A 17402-nucleotide genomic window follows, 5' to 3' on the forward strand; every position below is an offset into this window, starting at 1 on the left:
CGCTGTTCACCCGTGGACGCACGCTGCGAGGAACCGCCGCACCGCGGGCAGCACGGCGAAGTGGTCGTGGGCCGTGTCCGGGACCGTGTCGAGCCTCGCGTCGATTCCGTGCTCACGCCAGTTGGCGCGCAGCGCGTGGATGCGGTCGATACGGTTCCCGCCGGCGGGGGCGGGGCCGTGTGCGTCGGGCGGTGCGAGTTCGGCGGTTCCGGTGTCGTTCTCGCCGATGACCAGCTGGACGGGCACCTCGCGGAGGGGAGCGGGGTCGATCCTCACCCCGAACCGTTCCTCGGCGTCGGCGGTGCCGTGCCACCAGGGTGTGGTCGGGTCCAGGAGGGTGACGCGTCCAGGGGCACCGACGGACAGTGAGGCCAGCCGGTCGGGGTGCAGGTAGGCGAAGCGGTGCGCGAACTGGCCACCGCCGGAGAAGCCGTGCAGATGGAAGCGGTCGGTGCGCACATGCCAGCGGGCGGAGAGCTCCGCGACCATGTCCAGGAGCATCGTGTCGGCACGGAACCCGGCCGGAGAGAGCAGCTTGTAGCTGTCCACGTCGTTGGGCCCCGTCATCCCGGCGGGGAACAGCGGAGCGAGGACCACGCAGTCGTGACGCTCGGCGAAGTCGGCGAACGCGTCGCGGAGCGTCTCGGAGCGGCGCCGGGTCCCGTGCACGGCGATCACGAGGGGGCGGGGCGGGCCGTCGGGACCGTGGCCCTTGGGGACGTACAGGCAGTAGGAGAAGCGCGGGTCCGTGGCCAGCGCGAACTGCGTGGTGGGACCGGTCAGGAAGGCCACGCCGGGGTGGCCGGCGGGCAGGTCCCAGGGGGACAGGGGACGTTCGGCGGTCATGCGACGGGGTCCGGTTCCACGGTGAGGTCCATCAGGGGGGCGTACTGCTGGCCGGCGTAGCAGTCGGCGTCGCGCAGGTCGCCCTGGATCTCGGGGCGCGGCAAGGAGACCTTCACGGCCAGGGCCAGGGGATGGTTGACGAGCAGGATGTGCTCGGGGTCGACGCCGTAGAGGCGGGAGAACAGGTCCTTGTTGAGGAAACCGCCGGTCACGAGCGTGTCGTAGGCGGCCTGGTCGTGACACATGAAGTCGAAGGTGAGGGTGAAGGGGCCCGCGTTCTTGGAACGGACCAGGGAGCAGAAGTCCAGCAGGGTGGCCATGGCTCATACCTCCTCGGTGACGGTGCGGAACAGTTCGGTCGGCGTGACGCCGGTGACGACGTGGTGGAGGGTGAAGCGGTACAGCGGCCCGCGGTCCGTCTCGGGCGGGGAGAAGGGGTAGGCGATCGTGGAGACCAGGCCGTCGTACTCGGGGATCGGCAGATGGCTGCTCGCGTGTGCGACGAACGTCGCGACGGCGTGGGCGGTGGCCTGGTCGGGAGCCGTCACCGTGATGAGGACACCGATCTCGCGAGGGCCCAGCGGCTCGGGTTCACCGGCCGCCAGTACGGCCCCGTCGCCGTAGAGACGGAAGTCGATGTCCACGTCGGCGGGGTCGACGGTGCCGCCGAACACGTCGAGGATCTTGTCCGCGAAGTACTTCTTGGCGAAGGGCACCAGGTCGGGCAGGCGCCTGATGACCACGTGGTCGCGGACTCCTCCGACGATGACCGTCTGGTAGCCCACGAGTTCGGCGCCTTCGAGCTTGTTCGTGTAGCCGTCCGCGGGGATGAACGCGGCCCCGCGGACCCGCACGGTCCGTTCGTCGACGGCCTCGTACGTGGCATCGGTGGTGTCGAGGGTGCCGGACGGCTCCGCGATGCGGAACGGGTCGGCGTTCTCGTACAGGGTGTGTGCGGCGACGGAGCGGGGGGTGAGCCGGCTGTCCTCGGCGAGCGTGGTGACGTCGAAGTGGTCGTCCCGCAGGCGCACCAGGAGGCCGTTCGCCGACGGGGGGACGGCGCAGGCGGCTCCGCACTCGATGGTCTTGGCCATGTGCCAGGTCAGTCCGGGGTCGGCCCCCCGCATGTGCGGTACGGCCGCGAACAGCGCGGTGTCGCTGGCCCGCCCGGTCAGAACGACGTCGCAGCCGGAGCGCAGGGCTTCCTGGATCGGCTCGACGCCCATCATGGCCACGGTGTGACTCCGTGCGAACAACTCCCGGTCGATGTCGGGGGCGTGGGGCAGCGGCTTGATCCGGTCGGCGTCGAAGAGCGCCCGGAGCCGCTCGGCGGGCTGCTCGGAGTAGATCAGCCCCAGGGTGAAACGCAGGTTCTCCGCTGCGGCGATGCCGCGCACCAGGTCGGCGACGCGGTCGACGCCGGCGTCCCGGCCACTGGTGCCGCAGGACCCGATGATCAGCGGCACACCGAGCTCGTCCCGTGCCTTGAGCAGCAGCCGCAGGTCGCGGCCGACGGCCTGGTCGGAGAGCTTGGGTGTCCCGGAGCCGAGGGCGGCGGGTCCGGAATCGGTCGATCCGGCGTCACAGGCGATGACGTGCGGGCGGGCGTCGACCCCGCGTCGGAATGCGTCGGCGTCGAAGCCGGCGCCGAGGGCTCCCGTCGGAGCGAGGATGCGGAACTCCATGAGTGTGACTGTTCCTTGCGTGGTGGGGTTGCGGTCTTCTTGCGGTGGGGCGGCCGGTCAGGCCTTGGCGGGCGTGACCCGGCGGGACAGACGGGTGAAGACGATGAAGGTGATCGCGGCGAACGCGGCACCGTCGAGCAGCATGAACCGCCACCCCGTGACGTCCACCACGAGGCCGAGCAGCGCCGGGCCGAGAGCGGCGCCGGTCGACGAGGCGACGGTGTACAGGCCGGTGTACGTCCCCACGACGTGCCGGCTCGGGGCGAGGTCCCAGAGCGCGACCAGGGCGTTCACGGCGAAGGTCGCGTACCCGACGGACGTGATGACCAGGGCGACGACGGTGCCCGGCACGGTGGGGGAGGCGAAGCCGACGAGGAGGCCGACGACGAACAGCGCCACGCCGTAGCGAATGGCCCGCACCTGACCCAGGCGGGTCGACGCGTAGGCGAGCGGGATGACGCAGGCCAGGAAGGCGACGGCACCAGGCAGCGCGAGCCCGCCCGCCGCGCCCCGGGAGAGCCCGAGCGTCTCGGTGCCGTACGGGGTCATGAGCGTGCGCAGCGCGGACCACATGCCGGCGAAGCAGAAGATGCCGACCATGAGCAGTGTCCGCGCGCGGGACGGGTCGCGCACCAGATCCTTGATGACGGCCCACGGCGACGAGAACGCGGACGGTTCCGTGTCGGGCTTCTCGTCGTGTGCCGCCGGGACGGCGGTCGCGGTGTGCCGACGGCCCAGGAACCACCACGAGGTGGCCAGGAGGCACAGCATCAGCAGGGGAGGGAGGGCGAAGGCGAGCGTGGTACTGCGGTCCACGACGAGCAGGCTGATCAGCGACGAGACGACGATGGTGAGACTGACGCCGGCCTTCACGAAGCCCTGGGCCTTGCCACGGTGTGCGGGGGAGACGTAGTCGGAGACCAGCGTCTCGGTGACCCCTTTGAACGCGTTGGCGGTGGCCGCGAACGCCACGACGCACAGCATCAACGTGGGCAGGCCGCCGGTCCAGGGGATCAGGGCGAAGGGCACGGAGGCCAGCGCCGCGCCGATGAGGACGATCGACCAGCGGCCCCTGCCGTCGCGGGCGCGTCGGTCCGACAGGAAGCCCATCCACGGCTGGATCAGGACACCCAGGAGGTTGTCCATGCCCATGATCAGGCCGATCAGACCCGCGGAGGTCAGATACCGACCCAACTCGGCGGGCACCTGGGCGTCGTAGAAGTTCCACACGGACTCCTGGGCGAAGACGGCGAGCGTCACCCACAGGACCGTGGTCGCGCTCATCCGCTTCCGGGAGCGCAGGACCTCGGGCGGCTGGGGTGGTGCAATCTCCGGCATGGCGGCTCCTTTGCCATATGCCATAGCAAGTGGTCGGTCCGTCGACCGCGTGTCGCACGGCTGGGTGAGTGGGGCGGGTGGGTCAGTCGGCCACGGCCGGGACGTGCGCTGCCGGGGCGGGCGCGGAGTCGGCCCCGGTGCCGTCCAGCACCATGGCCGCGAGGAGCGGCGCGAGATCCGTCAGCTCCTCGGCCGCCCACGTCAGGGAGAGGATCCGCGCCCGCTGGGTGTCGGAGGCGAGGTGCCGCAGCAGTCCGTGGAACTTCTCCTCGAACTGCGCGTCCGTCATGGCCGTTCGGCCCCCGCCGGGTGCGTCGCGGACCTCCTCCGTGAGCACGTCGCCGGAGGTCAGCGTGACGGTGACCCGGTTCGGGATGTACTCGGGGAAGATCGCGGTCAGGGCCGGGTCCTCCGCGACGGTGGTACGTGCCATCAGCGCCCGGACGGCCGGGTCCGCGAGGGCCTCGTCGCGGTAGGACCCGGTCGTGAGGGCGCCGTCCAGCAGTGCGCGGGCCACGGAGTACGGGAGGCTGTGGTCGGCGGTCTCCCGTGTCGTCGGATTCCACTTCTCGGGATCCCCGCCGAGGAAGTCGTGGCCGACCCGCGTCGTGTCCACGTGGATCGAGGAGATGGCGGCGAGGTCGGCGATCCGTTCCCGTACGGCAAGAGCGGCCCAGACGGCCGTCTGCATCTCGCCGTTCGTCGGCAGCATCTTGGTCAGTGTGCGTGAGATCGCGTAGGACTTGTCGTCCCGGTTGCCGAACTTCGCCGGGTCCAGGGAGAAGTCGCCGGTGATCTGGTTCCTGAAGCCGGAGGTCCCCTCGAAGATGGGCGACGGCCCGGTGAAGCCGTGCTGGGCGAGTCGTGCCGAGACGACGCCGTTGCGGGCGGCGTTGGGCGCGGAGCAGCCCTTCCACTGGGAGAGCGCCCCGGTGCGCACCTGCCGCATGGAGATGTGGCTGTTGAGGGCGATGTTGATCGCCTCGGTGAGTTGCCGCTGGGAGAGCCGCATCAGCCGGCCCGCCGCGATGGTCGAGGACAGCAGTACGTAGTTGACGTGGTCCCACCCTCCGCGGTGCAGGTTCGCCGCGTCCTGGAAGCCGCACTGGATCTCGTAGGCGAGGACGATCGCCAGGAGGAGGTCCTCACCGGAGGAGCCCTCGGCCTCGGCGACGGCCAGGCACGCGGGGATGTTGTCGCTGGGGTGTCCGACCTCCTCGCCGATGTAGCCGTCGTTGAAGTCGAAGTAACGCACCATCGTGCCGTTCACGAAGGCGGCGATGTCGGGCGTGGTGGTCTGCCGGGTGCCCAGGACCGTACAGGCGGGGGAGGGGTACGCCTCGGCGAAGGCGCGACCGTTGCGTACCGGAGTGGCGTCGAAGGCCCCGAGCCCGCACCCGAGACTGTCGACGAGGCGTTGCTTGGCGGTGTGGACGGCGTGCGCGCTCAGGTCGCCGTAGCCCAAGGACAGGGCGTAGGAACTGAGTTCGTCGGCAAGGGGCATGGACGGCTCCCGCTCGTTTGTTATTTGCTATAGCATGTCGGCTGTGCGGACACGGCGCCTCGAGGCTGTGACCGTCGGTGGCCGCCCGGGGCTCAGACCGGGAAGCGGCCCGAGATCAGGGAGTCGCTGGACGCCTGGCTGTGCGCGCTCATCAGTTCCGCCGCCAGGTTCCCGTCGCCGGAGGCGATCGCGTCGTAGATGGCGCGGTGCTGGCGGTAGCGCTCCTCCACCGCGCCGCGCCGGTCACCGCTGATCTCGGACAGGACCGTGCTGCGTCGTTCGTCGGTCCCGAAGGCATCGACCATCCGCAGCATCTGGAGGAGTGTCGCGTTGCCGCCGGCCTGGTCGACCAGGGCGTGGAACGTCCGCATGCGCTGGAGGATCTGCTGGATCAGCTCGCGCTCCTCGTCACTGTCCGGCTCGGTCTCGGCGGCCCGGGCCCTCAGGCCGTCGGCGCTGTCGAGCGCCGCCCGCATCTCCCGCCGCTGCTGGGCGGTCGACTTCTCGGCCGCCAGGCGGGCCGCCAGGGCGCGGAGCGAGTCCCCGATCATGGTGAACTCCCGCAGTTCCTCCTCCGCGAACTTCGAGATGCGGACGGAGCGCGGTCCCGTCCTCTCGACCAGGCGGTCCTGCTCCAGTCGTCGCAGCGCCTCCCGCACCGGCGTCGCGCTGATGTCCAGTGACTCGGCCAGACCTCGCTCGGTGACCTTCTGGCCCCTCTCGAGGACGCCGGAGATGATCGCCTCGCGGATCGCCGAGTAGGCCTGGTCGCCGAGCGTCGCGGAAACCGCCAGGTGCGGAAGTTGTCCCATGTGCAGTACCGTATTTGCTACAGCATCATCGCAAGACGTTGCGGCCCGCCGGTTCGGCCGGACTCGACACCCAGCCCGGGCTGGTCAACCCGGGCCGATGACGTTCCCTGACGGCTGGTTCAGCCGACGCGGAAGCCGTGTGGCGAGGAAGTCGATGAGCCGGCTGACCCGCTGCGGAACATGGGCATCGTCCGCGATCAGGGCATAGATGTCGGCGGGCGGCGTCGGGACGTCCGGCAGCACCCGCACGAGTTCTCCGCGATCGAGATGCGGCCCGACCTGCCACTCCGACCGCATGATGATGCCGCGGCCCTCCAGCGCCCAACCGGTCACCACATCACCGTCGTTGCTCGACAGGCTGCCGTGCACCCGTACGTGCCGGGGCCGGGCCGCGTCCCCGAACCGCCAGAGCGCGTAGTCGCTCTCGTTCTCGCGCAGCACGATGCAGTTGTGGTCGACCAGGTCCTCGACGCCGGCCGGTGCGCCGTGCTCGGCGAGGTAGGACGGTGCCGCGCAGGGCAACCGCCGGTTCTCGGCCAGGCGCCGCATCCGCAAGGACGAGTCGGGGGGAGTGCCGACGTGGACGGCCACATCGAATTCGCGCCGGTGCGGCCGCAGGGGGAGCGCCGACGTCTGTATCCGGATGCGCACTCCGGGATGGGCCGCCGCGAACTCCCCGAGCAGCGGCGCTATGTGCGCACGACCGAGCCCGAGCGTGGCTTCGACGACGACGGAGCCGCGCAGTCCGCCGGAACCGTCGGTGACGGTGTCCTCGAGTTCGCGTACCTGGTCGAGGATCGCCTCGACCCGCGCGGCGTAGAGCTCACCTTCGGAGGTCAGCACCAGCCGCCGGGCGCCGCGCTGGACGAGCCGGACGTCGAGACGGCGCTCCAGCGCGCTGAGGCGCTTGCTGACGACCGGTAGGGAGCAGCCGAGTTCCCGCGACGCGGCCGTCAGGGTCTCGCTCGACGCGACCACATGGAAGAACTGCAGGTCGTCCACGAGTGAACGGTTCCTGATCTGTCGTCGACCGGAGCGCCGTGGGCTTTCCATGGAGGAAAGGCTACCTTGCCGGTCCATGTCTTGTTCAGCACGTCTTCGCTGGCCATGGTGGGTCCACGCGGTGGCTGGACGCTTGAACCGGGCGTTCACCACGGACGCACAATCGATCACGTGGCCCGAGGAGTGGACCGTGCCGAACCCCTACCGCATCGCCGTGATCCCGGGTGACGGGATCGGACGAGAGGTGGTCCCCGAGGGCCTCAGATGCCTCCGTGCCGCCGCCGAGGTCCACGGATTCCGGCTCGCCGTCACCGAGTTCGACTTCGCCAGCGCGGACTACTGGCTGGAGCACGGCACGATGCTCCCCGAGAACTGGCGGGAGCTGCTCGGTGGCTTCGACGCCATCTTCTTCGGGGCGGTCGGCCGGCCCGAGGTCGTCCCGGATCACGTCTCGCTGTGGGGAAGCCTGCTGCGGATGCGGCGGGGATTCGACCAGTACGTCAATCTGCGGCCGGTCCGGCTGCTGCGCGGCGTCCGCGGTCCGCTGCGCGACCACCGGCCCGGCGACATCGACTTCCTCGTCGTCCGGGAGAACACCGAGGGCGAGTACTCCAGTATCGGCGGCCGCATCTTCGAGGGCACCGACCGCGAGACGGTGGTGCAGGAGACCGTGATGACGCGCACGGGCGTCGACCGTGTGCTGCGCTACGCCTTCGACCTCGCCTCGTCCCGCCCGCGCAAGCACCTGACCTGGGCGACCAAGAGCAACGGGATCTCGATCTCCATGCCGTACTGGGACGAGCGCGCCGCGGAGATGGCGGCCCGTTACCCCGAGGTGACCGCGGACAAGGACCACATCGACATCCTGACCGCCAAGTTCGTGCTCCGGCCGGACCGGTACGACGTCGTGGTCGCCAGCAACCTCTTCGGCGACATCCTCTCCGACCTCGGTCCCGCGTGCACCGGCACCATCGGCATCGCACCCAGCGCCAACATCAACCCCGACCGCACCCACCCCAGCCTCTTCGAGCCGGTCCACGGATCGGCCCCCGACATCGCCGGCCTCGGCATCGCCAACCCCGTCGGCCAGATCTGGAGCGGCGCGATGATGCTCGACCACCTCGGCGAGCCGGAGGCGGCCGCACATGTCGTGGCAGCGATCGAAAGCGTGCTCGACGAGCAGCCCGACGCGCTCACCCCCGACCTCGGCGGTTCGGGCACCACCGCGGGGCTGGGCAGGGCGATCGCGGACCGGATCGCCGCGGGCCCGCCCGAAGGGCACGGCACCTACGGGGATGCCGACCGCACGGCGGGACGGGCGGGGGCCTCATGACCAGGCCGGTCTCCGACCCGATCGGTCTCGAGGTGCGCTGGGACCGGCTGGCCGCCGCCACGGACGAGGCGGCCACCACCATGCTGCGCACGGCCTTCTCGACGATCATCCGCGAGTCCAATGACTACACGGTCGTCCTGATGGACCGCCAAGGGCGCACGATGGCCGAGTCGCGCGCCGGCATCCCCGGCTTCGCCGCCCTGATGAGCTCGCTCACCGCCCTTGTCCTCGAACGGTTCCCGGCCCGCGAGTGGCAGGACGGCGACGCCGTCGTCACGAACGACCCGTGGATCGCCACCGGGCACCTCCCCGACATCGCCATGATCACACCGGTCCTCCACGGCGGCCGACTTGTGGCGTTCGTGGGCACGGTGGCGCACTCCCCGGACATCGGTGGCACACCCTCCCTGAGCGTCACCGAGCTGATCTCCGAGGGCATCCTCATTCCCCCGCTGCGCCTGTTCCGGGCCGGCAGGGTCGAACAGGGGGTCAAGGACCTGCTGCTGGCCAATGTGCGGCCGGCCGACCAGGTGTGGGGCGACCTGGAAGCCCAGGCCGCCGCGCACGCGGTGTGCCGCCGACGGGCCCGGGAGTATCTGGCCGACTTCGGCGAGCCGGACTTCGAGGAGTTCGCCGCCCAGGTCCACGCGGTGACCGACGCCGCGATGCGCGCGGCCGTGCGGGAACTGCCCGACGGCGTCCACCGCTCCACCCTGGACGCGGACGGCGTACCCGGCCACCCCACGCACATCCGGTGCGCCGTGACCGTTCGGGGCGACGAGATCGAGATCGACTACACCGGCAGCTCCCCCCAGGTGCCCTTCCCGACCAACTCCACGCTGAACTACACACGCGCCTACTCCGTGTACCCGCTGAAAATCCTGCTGGATCCCGCCACCCGGACCAACTGGGGCTCCTACCGCGCCCTTCGGGTCACCGCGCCGGAGGGGACGATCGTCAACCCGACCTTTCCCGGGCGGTCCCTGGGCGGGGCCACCGAAGTCGTCCACTGGCGACTGACGATGCTGGGGCCCGATCACGACCTGACGGCAGGGAGCAGGGACGCGCCACGGGCCGAGGCGAGCAGCGGTGTCCGCTCGGTCCGCTTCCCCGGACACGGGCCGCTCCGGGCCACCGTCTGGAACCGGTACGCACTGACGCCGGGAATGGAGCTGGCCGGCCCCGCGATCTTCGAGGAACGCGAATCCTCGTGCTCCTTCGGACCCGAGTGCCGTATCAGGGTCGCGGACGACCTGTCCCTCGTGGTCGATGTCGAACAGTGACCCCCGGCCGGTTGACCGCATGCCCGCACACATCACCTCATCCAGCAGCCTCCAGTACGGTGGCGGTGCGAAGGGACGACCCCTATGACGACGACGTCGGCAGGGCAGCGCCAAGGGACTCGGCGCATCACGTTCCTGGTCGCTCTCGCGGTTTTCGCCCAGGAGTCGACGTGGAACTTCTATGAATCACAGGTGCCTCCCCTCCTCAAGGAGCACCTCACCAGCGCGGCCGTCGTGGGCCTGCTGATGGGCATGGACAACCTGCTGGGCATCTTCATCCAGCCGTGGATCGGCAACCGGTCGGACCGCACACGGACCTCCTGGGGCCGGCGGATGCCCTACCTGGTGGTCGGGATGCCGATCGCCGCCGCGCTGTTCGTCGTCATCCCGCACACGGCGGCGACACTGCCGCTGCTGATCGCGGTGATGTTCGGCTACGCACTCGTGGCCAACACCTTCAAACCCATCGCCGAAGCGCTCGTCCCCGACTTCATCGCGCCCGAGAGACGCAGCCGCGCCAACGCCGCGGTCAAGATCGCCTCCAGCGTCACCGCCATCGTCGCCGCGCTCCTCAGCATCTTCCTGGTCGACCACCACCTGAATCTGGCGTTCGCCATCCCCGCGGTCATCATGCTGGTCTCCGTCGTGGTGCTCGCGGCCACCGTGCGTGACAGCCAGTCCCCGGCCTACCGGGCAGCGCTGGAGGAGAGCCGCGAGGCGCGGGACGCCGAACGCAAGGACCCGCGCGTGCGGGACACCTTCGTGGAGATCCTCAAGGACGCCGACCGCAGCCGGCTCCTCATCCTCGTCGCGATCCTTCTCTTCGGCAGCGCGTGGGCCGCCTCGCGGTCCCTGATGACGCCGTACGGGATGGAGGCTCTCGACATGTCACGAGGAGCCGCCGGCGGCCTCACACTGCCCAGCGGCATCGCGTTCATCGTGGCCGCCTATCCCGCGGCGGTCCTGGCCGAGCGTTACGGACGGCTCCGGGTCATGGCCGGGGGCATGTCGGTCTTCGCCGCGGCCATGGTGCTGGGCACGGTCGTCGGGACACCGACCGGCGCCGTCGTTGCCCTGTGCCTCGCGGCAGCGGGCGCGACCTGCTTCCTCGTCAACGCGGTGGTGGTCCTGTGGAACCTCGCCCCCTCGGCCAGGGTCTTCGGCACCTACGCCGGCCTGTACACCGTCGGCTGGGCCGGCGGCGGCTTCCTCGGCCCGGCGGTGGTGGGCGGCATGGTCGACATCACCGGCTGGCGCCTGATGCTCATCGATGTCGCCGTGGTCGCCGCGTTGGCGATCGCCGTCGTCGTCAGGATCACCACGCTGCGGCGTCGGGCCGCCCTTGCCCTCGCCAAGTGACGCATCACGCCCCGCAATCCTCGAACCGAGTGAAGGCGCAGCCAGAAATGAGGAACCATCCGTGCCCCGCATCCTGATCACGACGGACCATCTGCGGCCGGGCGACGAGGTCGACCAGTATCTGCGGAAGCACGGCCACACCACGGTCCACGCACCGATGACCGGCCGACGCGATCCCGAAGAGCTCGTGGCCGCCCTCGACGGGATCGACGGGGCGCTCGTCGCGAACGAGCCCCTGACCGCCGACGTCCTGTCCCGCGCACCCCGTCTGCGAGCGGTCGTACGCACGGGAGTGGGATACGACTCGATCGACGTCGCCGCCGCGGCGGAGTTCGGCGTCACGGTGAGCAACCTGCCGGGCATCAACGCGGGCGCCGTCGCCGAGTACACCCTGGGCCTGCTGCTGGCGGCGGCGCGGCGCCTGGTGCAGAGCGCGGCGGGGGTCGCGGCCGGTGGCTGGCCGCGGGAGGACGGCCACGAGCTGCGCGGGTCGACCCTCGGGCTGATCGGGTACGGGGCCGCGGCCCGTGCCGTGGTACCGCTCGCCCAGGCGTTCGGCATGCGGGTGCTCTGCACGACCGGCGTGCCCGACAGCGAACGGACCGACCCCTCGGTGGAGTTCGTCGAGTTGGCGGAACTGCTGGCCGCCTCCGACTACGTGTCGGTGCACACCGCGCTGACGGAACGGACCAGAGGGCTGCTGGACGCCGCCGCGTTCCGGCGGATGAAATCGACGGCGGTCCTGGTCAACACCGCTCGGGGAGCCGTCGTCGACGAAAGGGCGCTCGCCGAGGCCGTCCGCACGGGCGAGATCGCCGGGGCGGCACTCGACGTGGTGAGCGAGGAGCCGCAGCCGGCCGACAGCCCGCTGCGCCACGTGGAGGGCATCGTCGTCTACTCCCACATGGCGGGGCAGACCGCCGAGGCACGGGCGGCCGCCGGACGGGCAGGCGCGGCCGAGTTGCTGGCCGCCCTCGAAGGGCGCCCGCGGTTCGCGGTGAACGCTCCTGCGCCGGCGGACGGCCCCGCTGCCGGCGACATCGGATGAACGCCGGCCCGACAGCGCGCCGGACGTCGAAAAGAGAAGAGGACCATGGACAACGAACGGGTGGACAGCATCAGAGTGCTGGCGCCGACCGGCATGCTCGGGGCCGGTTTCCCCGAAGCCACCGTGGAGCGCGGTCTGGCGCTCGGTGCCGACGTGATCTCCGTGGACGCGGGAAGCACCGACTCGGGCCCGTACTATCTCGGAGCCGCGCAGCCCAAGACCACGAGCGCGGCGGTCGCCCGTGACCTGCGTGTCCTGCTCAAGGCGGCGGCGGACGCCGGCATCCCGCTGATCGTGGGATCCTGCGGCACCAGCGGCACCGACGCCGGGGTCGACTGGATCGCCGGGATCACCGCCGACATCCTGGCCGACGAGGGGCTCGATCTGCGGGTCGCCCGCGTCTACAGCGAGCAGGACGCCGGCACACTCACCGGGCACCTGGAGGCGGGCCGGATCCACGCTCTGCCGCCCCTGGGCGAGTTGCGGGCCGAGACGCTGGAGAGCTGCACGCACATCGTGGGCATGATGGGGCACGAACCCATCGTCGCCGCGCTGGAGGCCGGTGCCCAGGTGGTACTCGCCGGCCGCGCCACCGACACGGCCGTCGCCGCCGCCTACCCCCTGATGAAGGGAATGCCGGCCGGACCCACCTGGCACGCCTCCAAGATCATCGAGTGCGGCGGCCAGTGCACCACCGACCCCCGGGCCGGGGGAGTGCTGGCCACGATCGACGCCGACGGCTTCACCATCGAACCGCTCGACCCCACGGTCGCCTGCACGCCCGTACTGGTCGCCGCCCACATGCTCTACGAGACGGTGAACCCCTTCCGGATGCGCGAGCCCGACGGCACGCTGGACGTCCGGGACGCCACCTACACCGCTCTCGACGACCGCCGGGTGCGGGTCGAGGGCTCGCGGTTCCACGTCGCCGACCAGCACACCGTCAAGCTCGAAGGCGCCCGCGTCACCGGCTACGAGACCATGTCGTTCACCGCCATACGCGATCCGCACATCCTCAAGAACATCGACGACTGGGCGGACCTCCTGCGCACGGTCATCGGACAGCGCGTGGAGCAGACACTCGGCCTGAGCGAGGACAAGTACGCCTTCGACGTACGCCTCTACGGCCACAACGCCGTGCTGGGGGACCTCGATCCGGCCCGGGGCGCGCCGCGTGAGGTGGGGGTCATGCTCCTCGTCAACGCGCCGGACCAGACCACCGCCACCGCCGTGGCGAAGGTCGCCAACCCGTTGATGCTGCACCTGCCGACACCGGACATGAACTACCTGCCCAGCCTCGCGTTCGCCACCTCGCCCGCCGAGATCGAACGCGGGCCCGCCTACGAGTTCGTGCTCAACCACGTCGTCGACAGCATCACCCCCACCGACATGTTCCGCATCGAGCTCGAGGAGGCCCCGCGCCTTGGCTGACAACGGCCCCACCACTCTCGCGGACCTCGCGTACGAGGTCCGGTCCAAGAACGCCGGACCCTTCTGGGTCACCATGGAACTGTTCATGCGCGACGCGGACGGCTATGCCATCGCCGCCGACGAGACGTTCCTCGACGAGCGCAGGATCGCCGAGCTCTACGGAGTCGACGAGACGGACGTCCAGTTGTTCCGCATCCCGTCCCTGAACGTCGTCAAGATCTCCTTCCCGCGCCCCGTCGGTCAGGCCTCGCTCCGTGACCGCGACGTCCACTCCGGTCAGCACCACGTCCCGCTGGCGACGCTGCCCGTACCGGACCGAGCCGTCCGGCGGTCCTCGGACTGACCGAGGGCGTCGGCTCGCTCGGCGGGTGGACGCAGTGCCTCGCCCCTCCGGGCGAGGCACACGTCGTACTCGGGTGAGGGTGTCGAGCCGGTTGGCTAGCGGGTGAGGGCGCCGGTGGCGAAGTACGGCTTGCACACCGTGCCGTCGAAGTCGGTGGCGATCTGGAGCACGCGGCTGCCGTCGGGGGAGGGAAGCAGCGGAGAGCTGTAGTTCTGGCAGTAGTTCACGCCGGGATTCGGCACGTTGACCGGCGAGGGCTGCTCCCGCCAGGGGCCGCTGCCGTTCCGCGTGTTGGTGAGGATGGTGTGGCCGCTGCCCGCGGCCAGGGTGCCGTCCCGGTTGAGCAGACGCTGTCCGATGAGCAGGAGCCGGCCGTTCGTCCCGCTGCCGGGTGTCGGTGCCCAGGCAATGGTCGGGGTGGCGCGGAAGTACTTGCCGTCGGCGGTCTCGGGCCGGATGCCGAGGGATGCGGGGTTTCCCCAGTTCCAGCCGTCTGCGGAGGTCCGGTAGTGCACGACGCACTGGTACTGGCCCCCGGGCGTGCAGATCTCGTAGCTCATGAAATAGGTGCCGTTGGGAAGCTTCCGCACCATCGGCATGCCCGGCCGGTCGGACGCCAGGCTGCTGGCCACGGTGTCGTGGTGGCCTTCCCAGTGGACGCCGTCATAGCTGCGGGCGGCGACGAGTTTCTGGCTGTGCGCGCCGTCGGTTTCGTCGGCGTAGTGGCAGACCAGGGCGCCGTCGGCGGCGACGGAGAACTCCGGTTCCCACAGGCCCCCGGTTCCTCCGGCGGCGGTGCAGGACGACAGGTGGCTCCAGGTGCGTCCCACGTCGTTGCTCCGCCATATCCGCAGCGCCATACGGCGGTCCGGCTCGTCCTGACCGGCTGAGGAGGCCCACAGCAGTGTGCCCGCAGGCAGTGCGCCGACCCGCCGGGGAAGCTCGAACAGGGTGGCGCAGCAGAGACCTTGGCCGGCGGCGGACTCGGGGTCGGCGACGCTGCCGACCTGACGGAAGCTCGCGCCGGAATCGGTGCTCTCGTAGATGGCGCCGATGCCGTTGTTGCCGTCGAACGTGACCACGCTGGCCAGGACGCGCCCGTTGGCCGTGCCGCTGTGGGCGAGCCGTATGGCGCGCGGGTACAGGCCTGTTCCGTCGCGCAGCGGAGTTCCTGTCGCCGTGGGGGAGGGGAGGCCGCCCCCTGACGCCGGACCGGTGGTGGCGGACGAGACGGGAGGTGTGGGAGGAGTGGCCGCTGCGGGGACGGTGAGCGCCAGTCCCAGTGCGCAGGTCAGGCCGAGCAGCAGGAGCCGTGCGGGGCCTCGCCGCACAGCCGGGGAGGGCTCGCGACGGCGTTTGAAGGAACGGAGAAGTCGAAGGTTCGACATGATCTTCCTTCCTGTGAGGAGGAGGCCGCGTCAGGCTAGAGCCAGATGTACATCGATGTAAACGGGTCGGGTCGACGGCTTCGGGCGACAAGCCGAACGATCGCGACACGGCCTTCGGGTCCGATGCGACGGGAGCGCCGGGAAGAACCGCAGGTCGTTCCGTGCGGCTGGGACCAGTCGGGGTGACCCTGCCGATGAGGGTTTCCCCTGTGGAAAACCTGCCTTGCTCACATCCGTGGGGTTCGGGCGCGGAGCCGGTCGATCTCGGCGAGTACGCGGTCCACGAACGGACGCACCCGCGCCCGCAGCTCCTCGCTCCAGTGGTCCTCGGAGTAGGGGGAGTTGAGATACAGCTGTCTGGCGTACCCGAGGGCGGGACGGTGTTCGGCCGGGAGCCGGGCCAGGGCCCAGTCGGCGGCGGCGTCCTTCGGCTCGATCCGGCCAGTGGCGAGTGTGGTCCAGATGCGGGCGAGGGTCAGCAGGACGTTGCGGGTGTCGCTGTCCAGGTCGTTGAGCAGGCCGGGGACACCCGCCACGCTCGCGCGGACCAGGTCGGCGTGCGGGACGGGGTCGAGGACCTGCGCCGGGGGCGGGCCGGTGAGGGCGCGGTCGCCGGTCAGCGCCATGGTGATCAGGAGGGCCAGGTCGGGCATCGGCTCCGGCTGCGGGACCATCCCCGCCTCGTACTCGGCCCGCAGCCACTCGCCGTAGAGGAAGTCACCGGTCGGCGGGTACCGCCACGGCCGGACCTCGGACTGGACGACGACGGTCAGCTCGACCGGGCGGGCGTCGCTCCGGGAGCCGGAGAGGCGGAGCAGGCCATCGAGGAGTGTCCGACGGTCCTGCTCGTCCATGCGCCGCCGCGAGACGACCAGCACGTCCACGTCGCTGGCCGGCCGGAGTCCGCCGAGCACCGAGGAGCCGTGGAGGTAGCTGCCGATGACCTCCTGGCCCAGCACACCGCCGACCAAGCCCACGATCTCCCGCACTTGATTCACTGCGCCAGCGTCTCTCGTCATCCGGCGGACCGCACGGCGTTTCGCCGAAGGTCCGGCCGCACCGTTCACGATCCGGACATCATGGACAGGCGCGATATTCGTCGGTTCCTGCCGGTGCGTCGACAGCCGCCGCACCCCCTTTCGGTTTCTCATACACATGACTACTGCCGATTCGATCGGCTCCGGTGGTCCACACGCGCAAACTTCTGTCGTTCATCGGTAATCAAAGAGAAGAGACGTCTTTCCCGCGGTGCCACGGCAATAACAACGCCCTGCCGGTTCCCATGGTGGCGCCCCGACATGCCGGACCGTGCAGATGTCGGCATTTCGGCTGCCGGCTAGGTATGTCGGGCCCGACAGGTCCGTATACCGAAGGCGAGAGAAAGTCGCGTGCGTTTGTCGCCGCACATTGATATATCCGGCAGTCGGCGCGGTATATGCGTATACCGATCTCCCGGTGTCGCGGTGACGTCGTCTTCCTCCCGCACGTTATTTTCGGGAGAGGTGTTCAGGTCTTTGGGAAGGCCGCTCTCGAATAGTTGGGGTGAATATCATGAAGAAGCCCTCCGGCGTCCCCCCGCAGCGCTCGAGCGTGTCGCTGTGCACGACGCACCTGCTGATGCACGACATGACCGGCGGTCGGAGCGTTCCCGTCCCGATCTGCCTGGCCTACTCCACCGAAGACCCGTACACCGTGTACCTGGACAGCCACGCCCATGCGGAGACCCGGGTCACCTGGGCCGTCTCCCGTGATCTGCTCACCGCCGGCATCAGAGGCCGGGCCGGTGCCGGTGATGTGTCGGTCTACCCCGGCCACGACGGCGACGTGGGCAGCGTCTACCTCCTGCTCGCCGGCCACGGCGGAACACCCGACGGGGATCCGGCCCTGCTGCGGGCCCGGATGCCGGACATCGAGGCCTTCGTCCAGTGGACGGAGCACGTCGTCCCGCCCGGCCGGGAAGGCGAGTACCTCGACCTCGACACGCTCATCGGGAACCTTCTGGATCACGGTCCCGGCGCGTGACCGGTCGC

At 70.3% G+C, this 17402-nt stretch carries 16 protein-coding genes; 7 read left to right on the top strand and 9 right to left on the bottom strand.

Annotated elements, in window-relative coordinates; all coding sequences use genetic code 11:
- Window positions 1-6: 6 nt before the first annotated feature.
- The 7 genes from ACZ470_RS17805 to ACZ470_RS17835 all read right to left on the bottom strand — a co-directional run bounded on the left by ACZ470_RS17805 (window position 7) and on the right by ACZ470_RS17835 (window position 7187).
- A complete protein-coding gene (locus tag ACZ470_RS17805; protein ID WP_468428185.1) occupies window positions 7-846 on the bottom strand; it encodes an alpha/beta hydrolase family protein in 840 nt (279 codons plus the stop codon).
- Entirely contained in the window at window positions 843-1166 is a 324-nt protein-coding gene (locus ACZ470_RS17810) for a DUF4387 domain-containing protein (protein ID WP_468428187.1), read from the bottom strand. The genes ACZ470_RS17805 and ACZ470_RS17810 overlap by 4 nt, the downstream gene beginning before the upstream one ends.
- Before the next feature lie 3 nt (window positions 1167-1169).
- A complete protein-coding gene (locus ACZ470_RS17815) occupies window positions 1170-2531 on the bottom strand; it encodes an acyclic terpene utilization AtuA family protein (protein ID WP_468428189.1) in 1362 nt (453 codons plus the stop codon).
- A gap of 57 nt (window positions 2532-2588) precedes the next feature.
- Complete coding sequence (locus ACZ470_RS17820) at window positions 2589-3869, bottom strand: MFS transporter (protein ID WP_468428191.1); 1281 nt, start codon at window positions 3867-3869, stop codon at window positions 2589-2591.
- 82 nt (window positions 3870-3951) lie between these two features.
- Entirely contained in the window at window positions 3952-5373 is a 1422-nt protein-coding gene (locus tag ACZ470_RS17825; protein ID WP_468428193.1) for an MmgE/PrpD family protein, read from the bottom strand.
- 92 nt (window positions 5374-5465) lie between these two features.
- Window positions 5466-6185 (bottom strand): GntR family transcriptional regulator, encoded by a 720-nt coding sequence (locus ACZ470_RS17830; protein ID WP_468428195.1) that lies wholly within the window; start codon window positions 6183-6185, stop codon window positions 5466-5468.
- Between the two features lie 84 nt (window positions 6186-6269).
- Complete coding sequence (locus ACZ470_RS17835) at window positions 6270-7187, bottom strand: LysR family transcriptional regulator (RefSeq protein WP_468428197.1); 918 nt, start codon at window positions 7185-7187, stop codon at window positions 6270-6272.
- A 190-nt stretch (window positions 7188-7377) separates the two neighbouring features.
- On the opposite strand from ACZ470_RS17835, the gene ACZ470_RS17840 reads away from it, so the two are divergent.
- From ACZ470_RS17840 to ACZ470_RS17865, 6 genes are all read left to right on the top strand, one after another.
- A complete protein-coding gene (locus ACZ470_RS17840) occupies window positions 7378-8520 on the top strand; it encodes a tartrate dehydrogenase (protein ID WP_468428199.1) in 1143 nt (380 codons plus the stop codon).
- On the top strand, window positions 8517-9803 hold the full coding sequence (locus ACZ470_RS17845; RefSeq protein WP_468428201.1) for a hydantoinase B/oxoprolinase family protein: 1287 nt from the start codon (window positions 8517-8519) through the stop codon (window positions 9801-9803). Before ACZ470_RS17840 ends, ACZ470_RS17845 begins: the two co-directional genes overlap by 4 nt.
- A gap of 84 nt (window positions 9804-9887) precedes the next feature.
- Window positions 9888-11162 carry an MFS transporter gene (locus ACZ470_RS17850; RefSeq protein WP_468428203.1) on the top strand — a complete coding sequence of 425 codons (1275 nt, stop codon included), beginning with the start codon at window positions 9888-9890 and terminating at the stop codon, window positions 11160-11162.
- Window positions 11163-11223: 61 nt separating this feature from the next.
- The gene (locus tag ACZ470_RS17855; RefSeq protein ID WP_468428205.1) at window positions 11224-12210 is read left to right on the top strand and encodes a phosphoglycerate dehydrogenase; all 987 of its coding nucleotides are present in this window, start codon (window positions 11224-11226) and stop codon (window positions 12208-12210) included.
- A 45-nt stretch (window positions 12211-12255) separates the two neighbouring features.
- Window positions 12256-13641 carry an acyclic terpene utilization AtuA family protein gene (locus ACZ470_RS17860; protein WP_468428207.1) on the top strand — a complete coding sequence of 462 codons (1386 nt, stop codon included), beginning with the start codon at window positions 12256-12258 and terminating at the stop codon, window positions 13639-13641.
- Window positions 13634-13984 carry a DUF4387 domain-containing protein gene (locus ACZ470_RS17865; RefSeq protein WP_468428209.1) on the top strand — a complete coding sequence of 117 codons (351 nt, stop codon included), beginning with the start codon at window positions 13634-13636 and terminating at the stop codon, window positions 13982-13984. The genes ACZ470_RS17860 and ACZ470_RS17865 overlap by 8 nt, the downstream gene beginning before the upstream one ends.
- Window positions 13985-14079: 95 nt before the next feature.
- Here the strand turns inward: ACZ470_RS17865 and ACZ470_RS17870 are convergent, their stop codons facing one another.
- Together ACZ470_RS17870 and ACZ470_RS17875 are read right to left on the bottom strand one after the other, a co-directional pair.
- Window positions 14080-15372: a sialidase family protein gene (locus ACZ470_RS17870; protein WP_468428211.1), complete on the bottom strand. Its 1293-nt coding sequence runs from the start codon at window positions 15370-15372 to the stop codon at window positions 14080-14082.
- A 227-nt stretch (window positions 15373-15599) separates the two neighbouring features.
- On the bottom strand, window positions 15600-16370 hold the full coding sequence (locus ACZ470_RS17875; RefSeq protein ID WP_468428212.1) for an aminoglycoside adenylyltransferase family protein: 771 nt from the start codon (window positions 16368-16370) through the stop codon (window positions 15600-15602).
- Window positions 16371-16923: 553 nt separating this feature from the next.
- Here ACZ470_RS17875 and ACZ470_RS17880 point away from each other — a divergent pair.
- Window positions 16924-17394, top strand: coding sequence for an SsgA family sporulation/cell division regulator (locus ACZ470_RS17880; protein ID WP_468428214.1), 471 nt, complete (start codon window positions 16924-16926; stop codon window positions 17392-17394).
- Window positions 17395-17402: the final 8 nt, after the last annotated feature.

It is taken from the genome of Streptomyces sp. NPDC031111 (assembly GCF_055570675.1).

Bases quoted from the DNA above. Each gene is read 5' to 3' on its own strand.
- ACZ470_RS17830 (WP_468428195.1), bottom strand. From the start codon at position 6,185: ATGGGACAACTTCCGCACCTGGCGGTTTCCGCGACGCTCGGCGACCAG.
- ACZ470_RS17810 (WP_468428187.1), bottom strand. From the start codon at position 1,166: ATGGCCACCCTGCTGGACTTCTGCTCCCTGGTCCGTTCCAAGAACGCG.
- ACZ470_RS17815 (WP_468428189.1), bottom strand. From the start codon at position 2,531: ATGGAGTTCCGCATCCTCGCTCCGACGGGAGCCCTCGGCGCCGGCTTC.
- ACZ470_RS17805 (WP_468428185.1), bottom strand. From the start codon at position 846: ATGACCGCCGAACGTCCCCTGTCCCCCTGGGACCTGCCCGCCGGCCAC.
- ACZ470_RS17850 (WP_468428203.1), top strand. From the start codon at position 9,888: ATGACGACGACGTCGGCAGGGCAGCGCCAAGGGACTCGGCGCATCACG.
- ACZ470_RS17825 (WP_468428193.1), bottom strand. From the start codon at position 5,373: ATGCCCCTTGCCGACGAACTCAGTTCCTACGCCCTGTCCTTGGGCTAC.
- ACZ470_RS17820 (WP_468428191.1), bottom strand. From the start codon at position 3,869: ATGCCGGAGATTGCACCACCCCAGCCGCCCGAGGTCCTGCGCTCCCGG.
- ACZ470_RS17870 (WP_468428211.1), bottom strand. From the start codon at position 15,372: ATGTCGAACCTTCGACTTCTCCGTTCCTTCAAACGCCGTCGCGAGCCC.
- ACZ470_RS17880 (WP_468428214.1), top strand. From the start codon at position 16,924: ATGAAGAAGCCCTCCGGCGTCCCCCCGCAGCGCTCGAGCGTGTCGCTG.
- ACZ470_RS17845 (WP_468428201.1), top strand. From the start codon at position 8,517: ATGACCAGGCCGGTCTCCGACCCGATCGGTCTCGAGGTGCGCTGGGAC.
- ACZ470_RS17860 (WP_468428207.1), top strand. From the start codon at position 12,256: ATGGACAACGAACGGGTGGACAGCATCAGAGTGCTGGCGCCGACCGGC.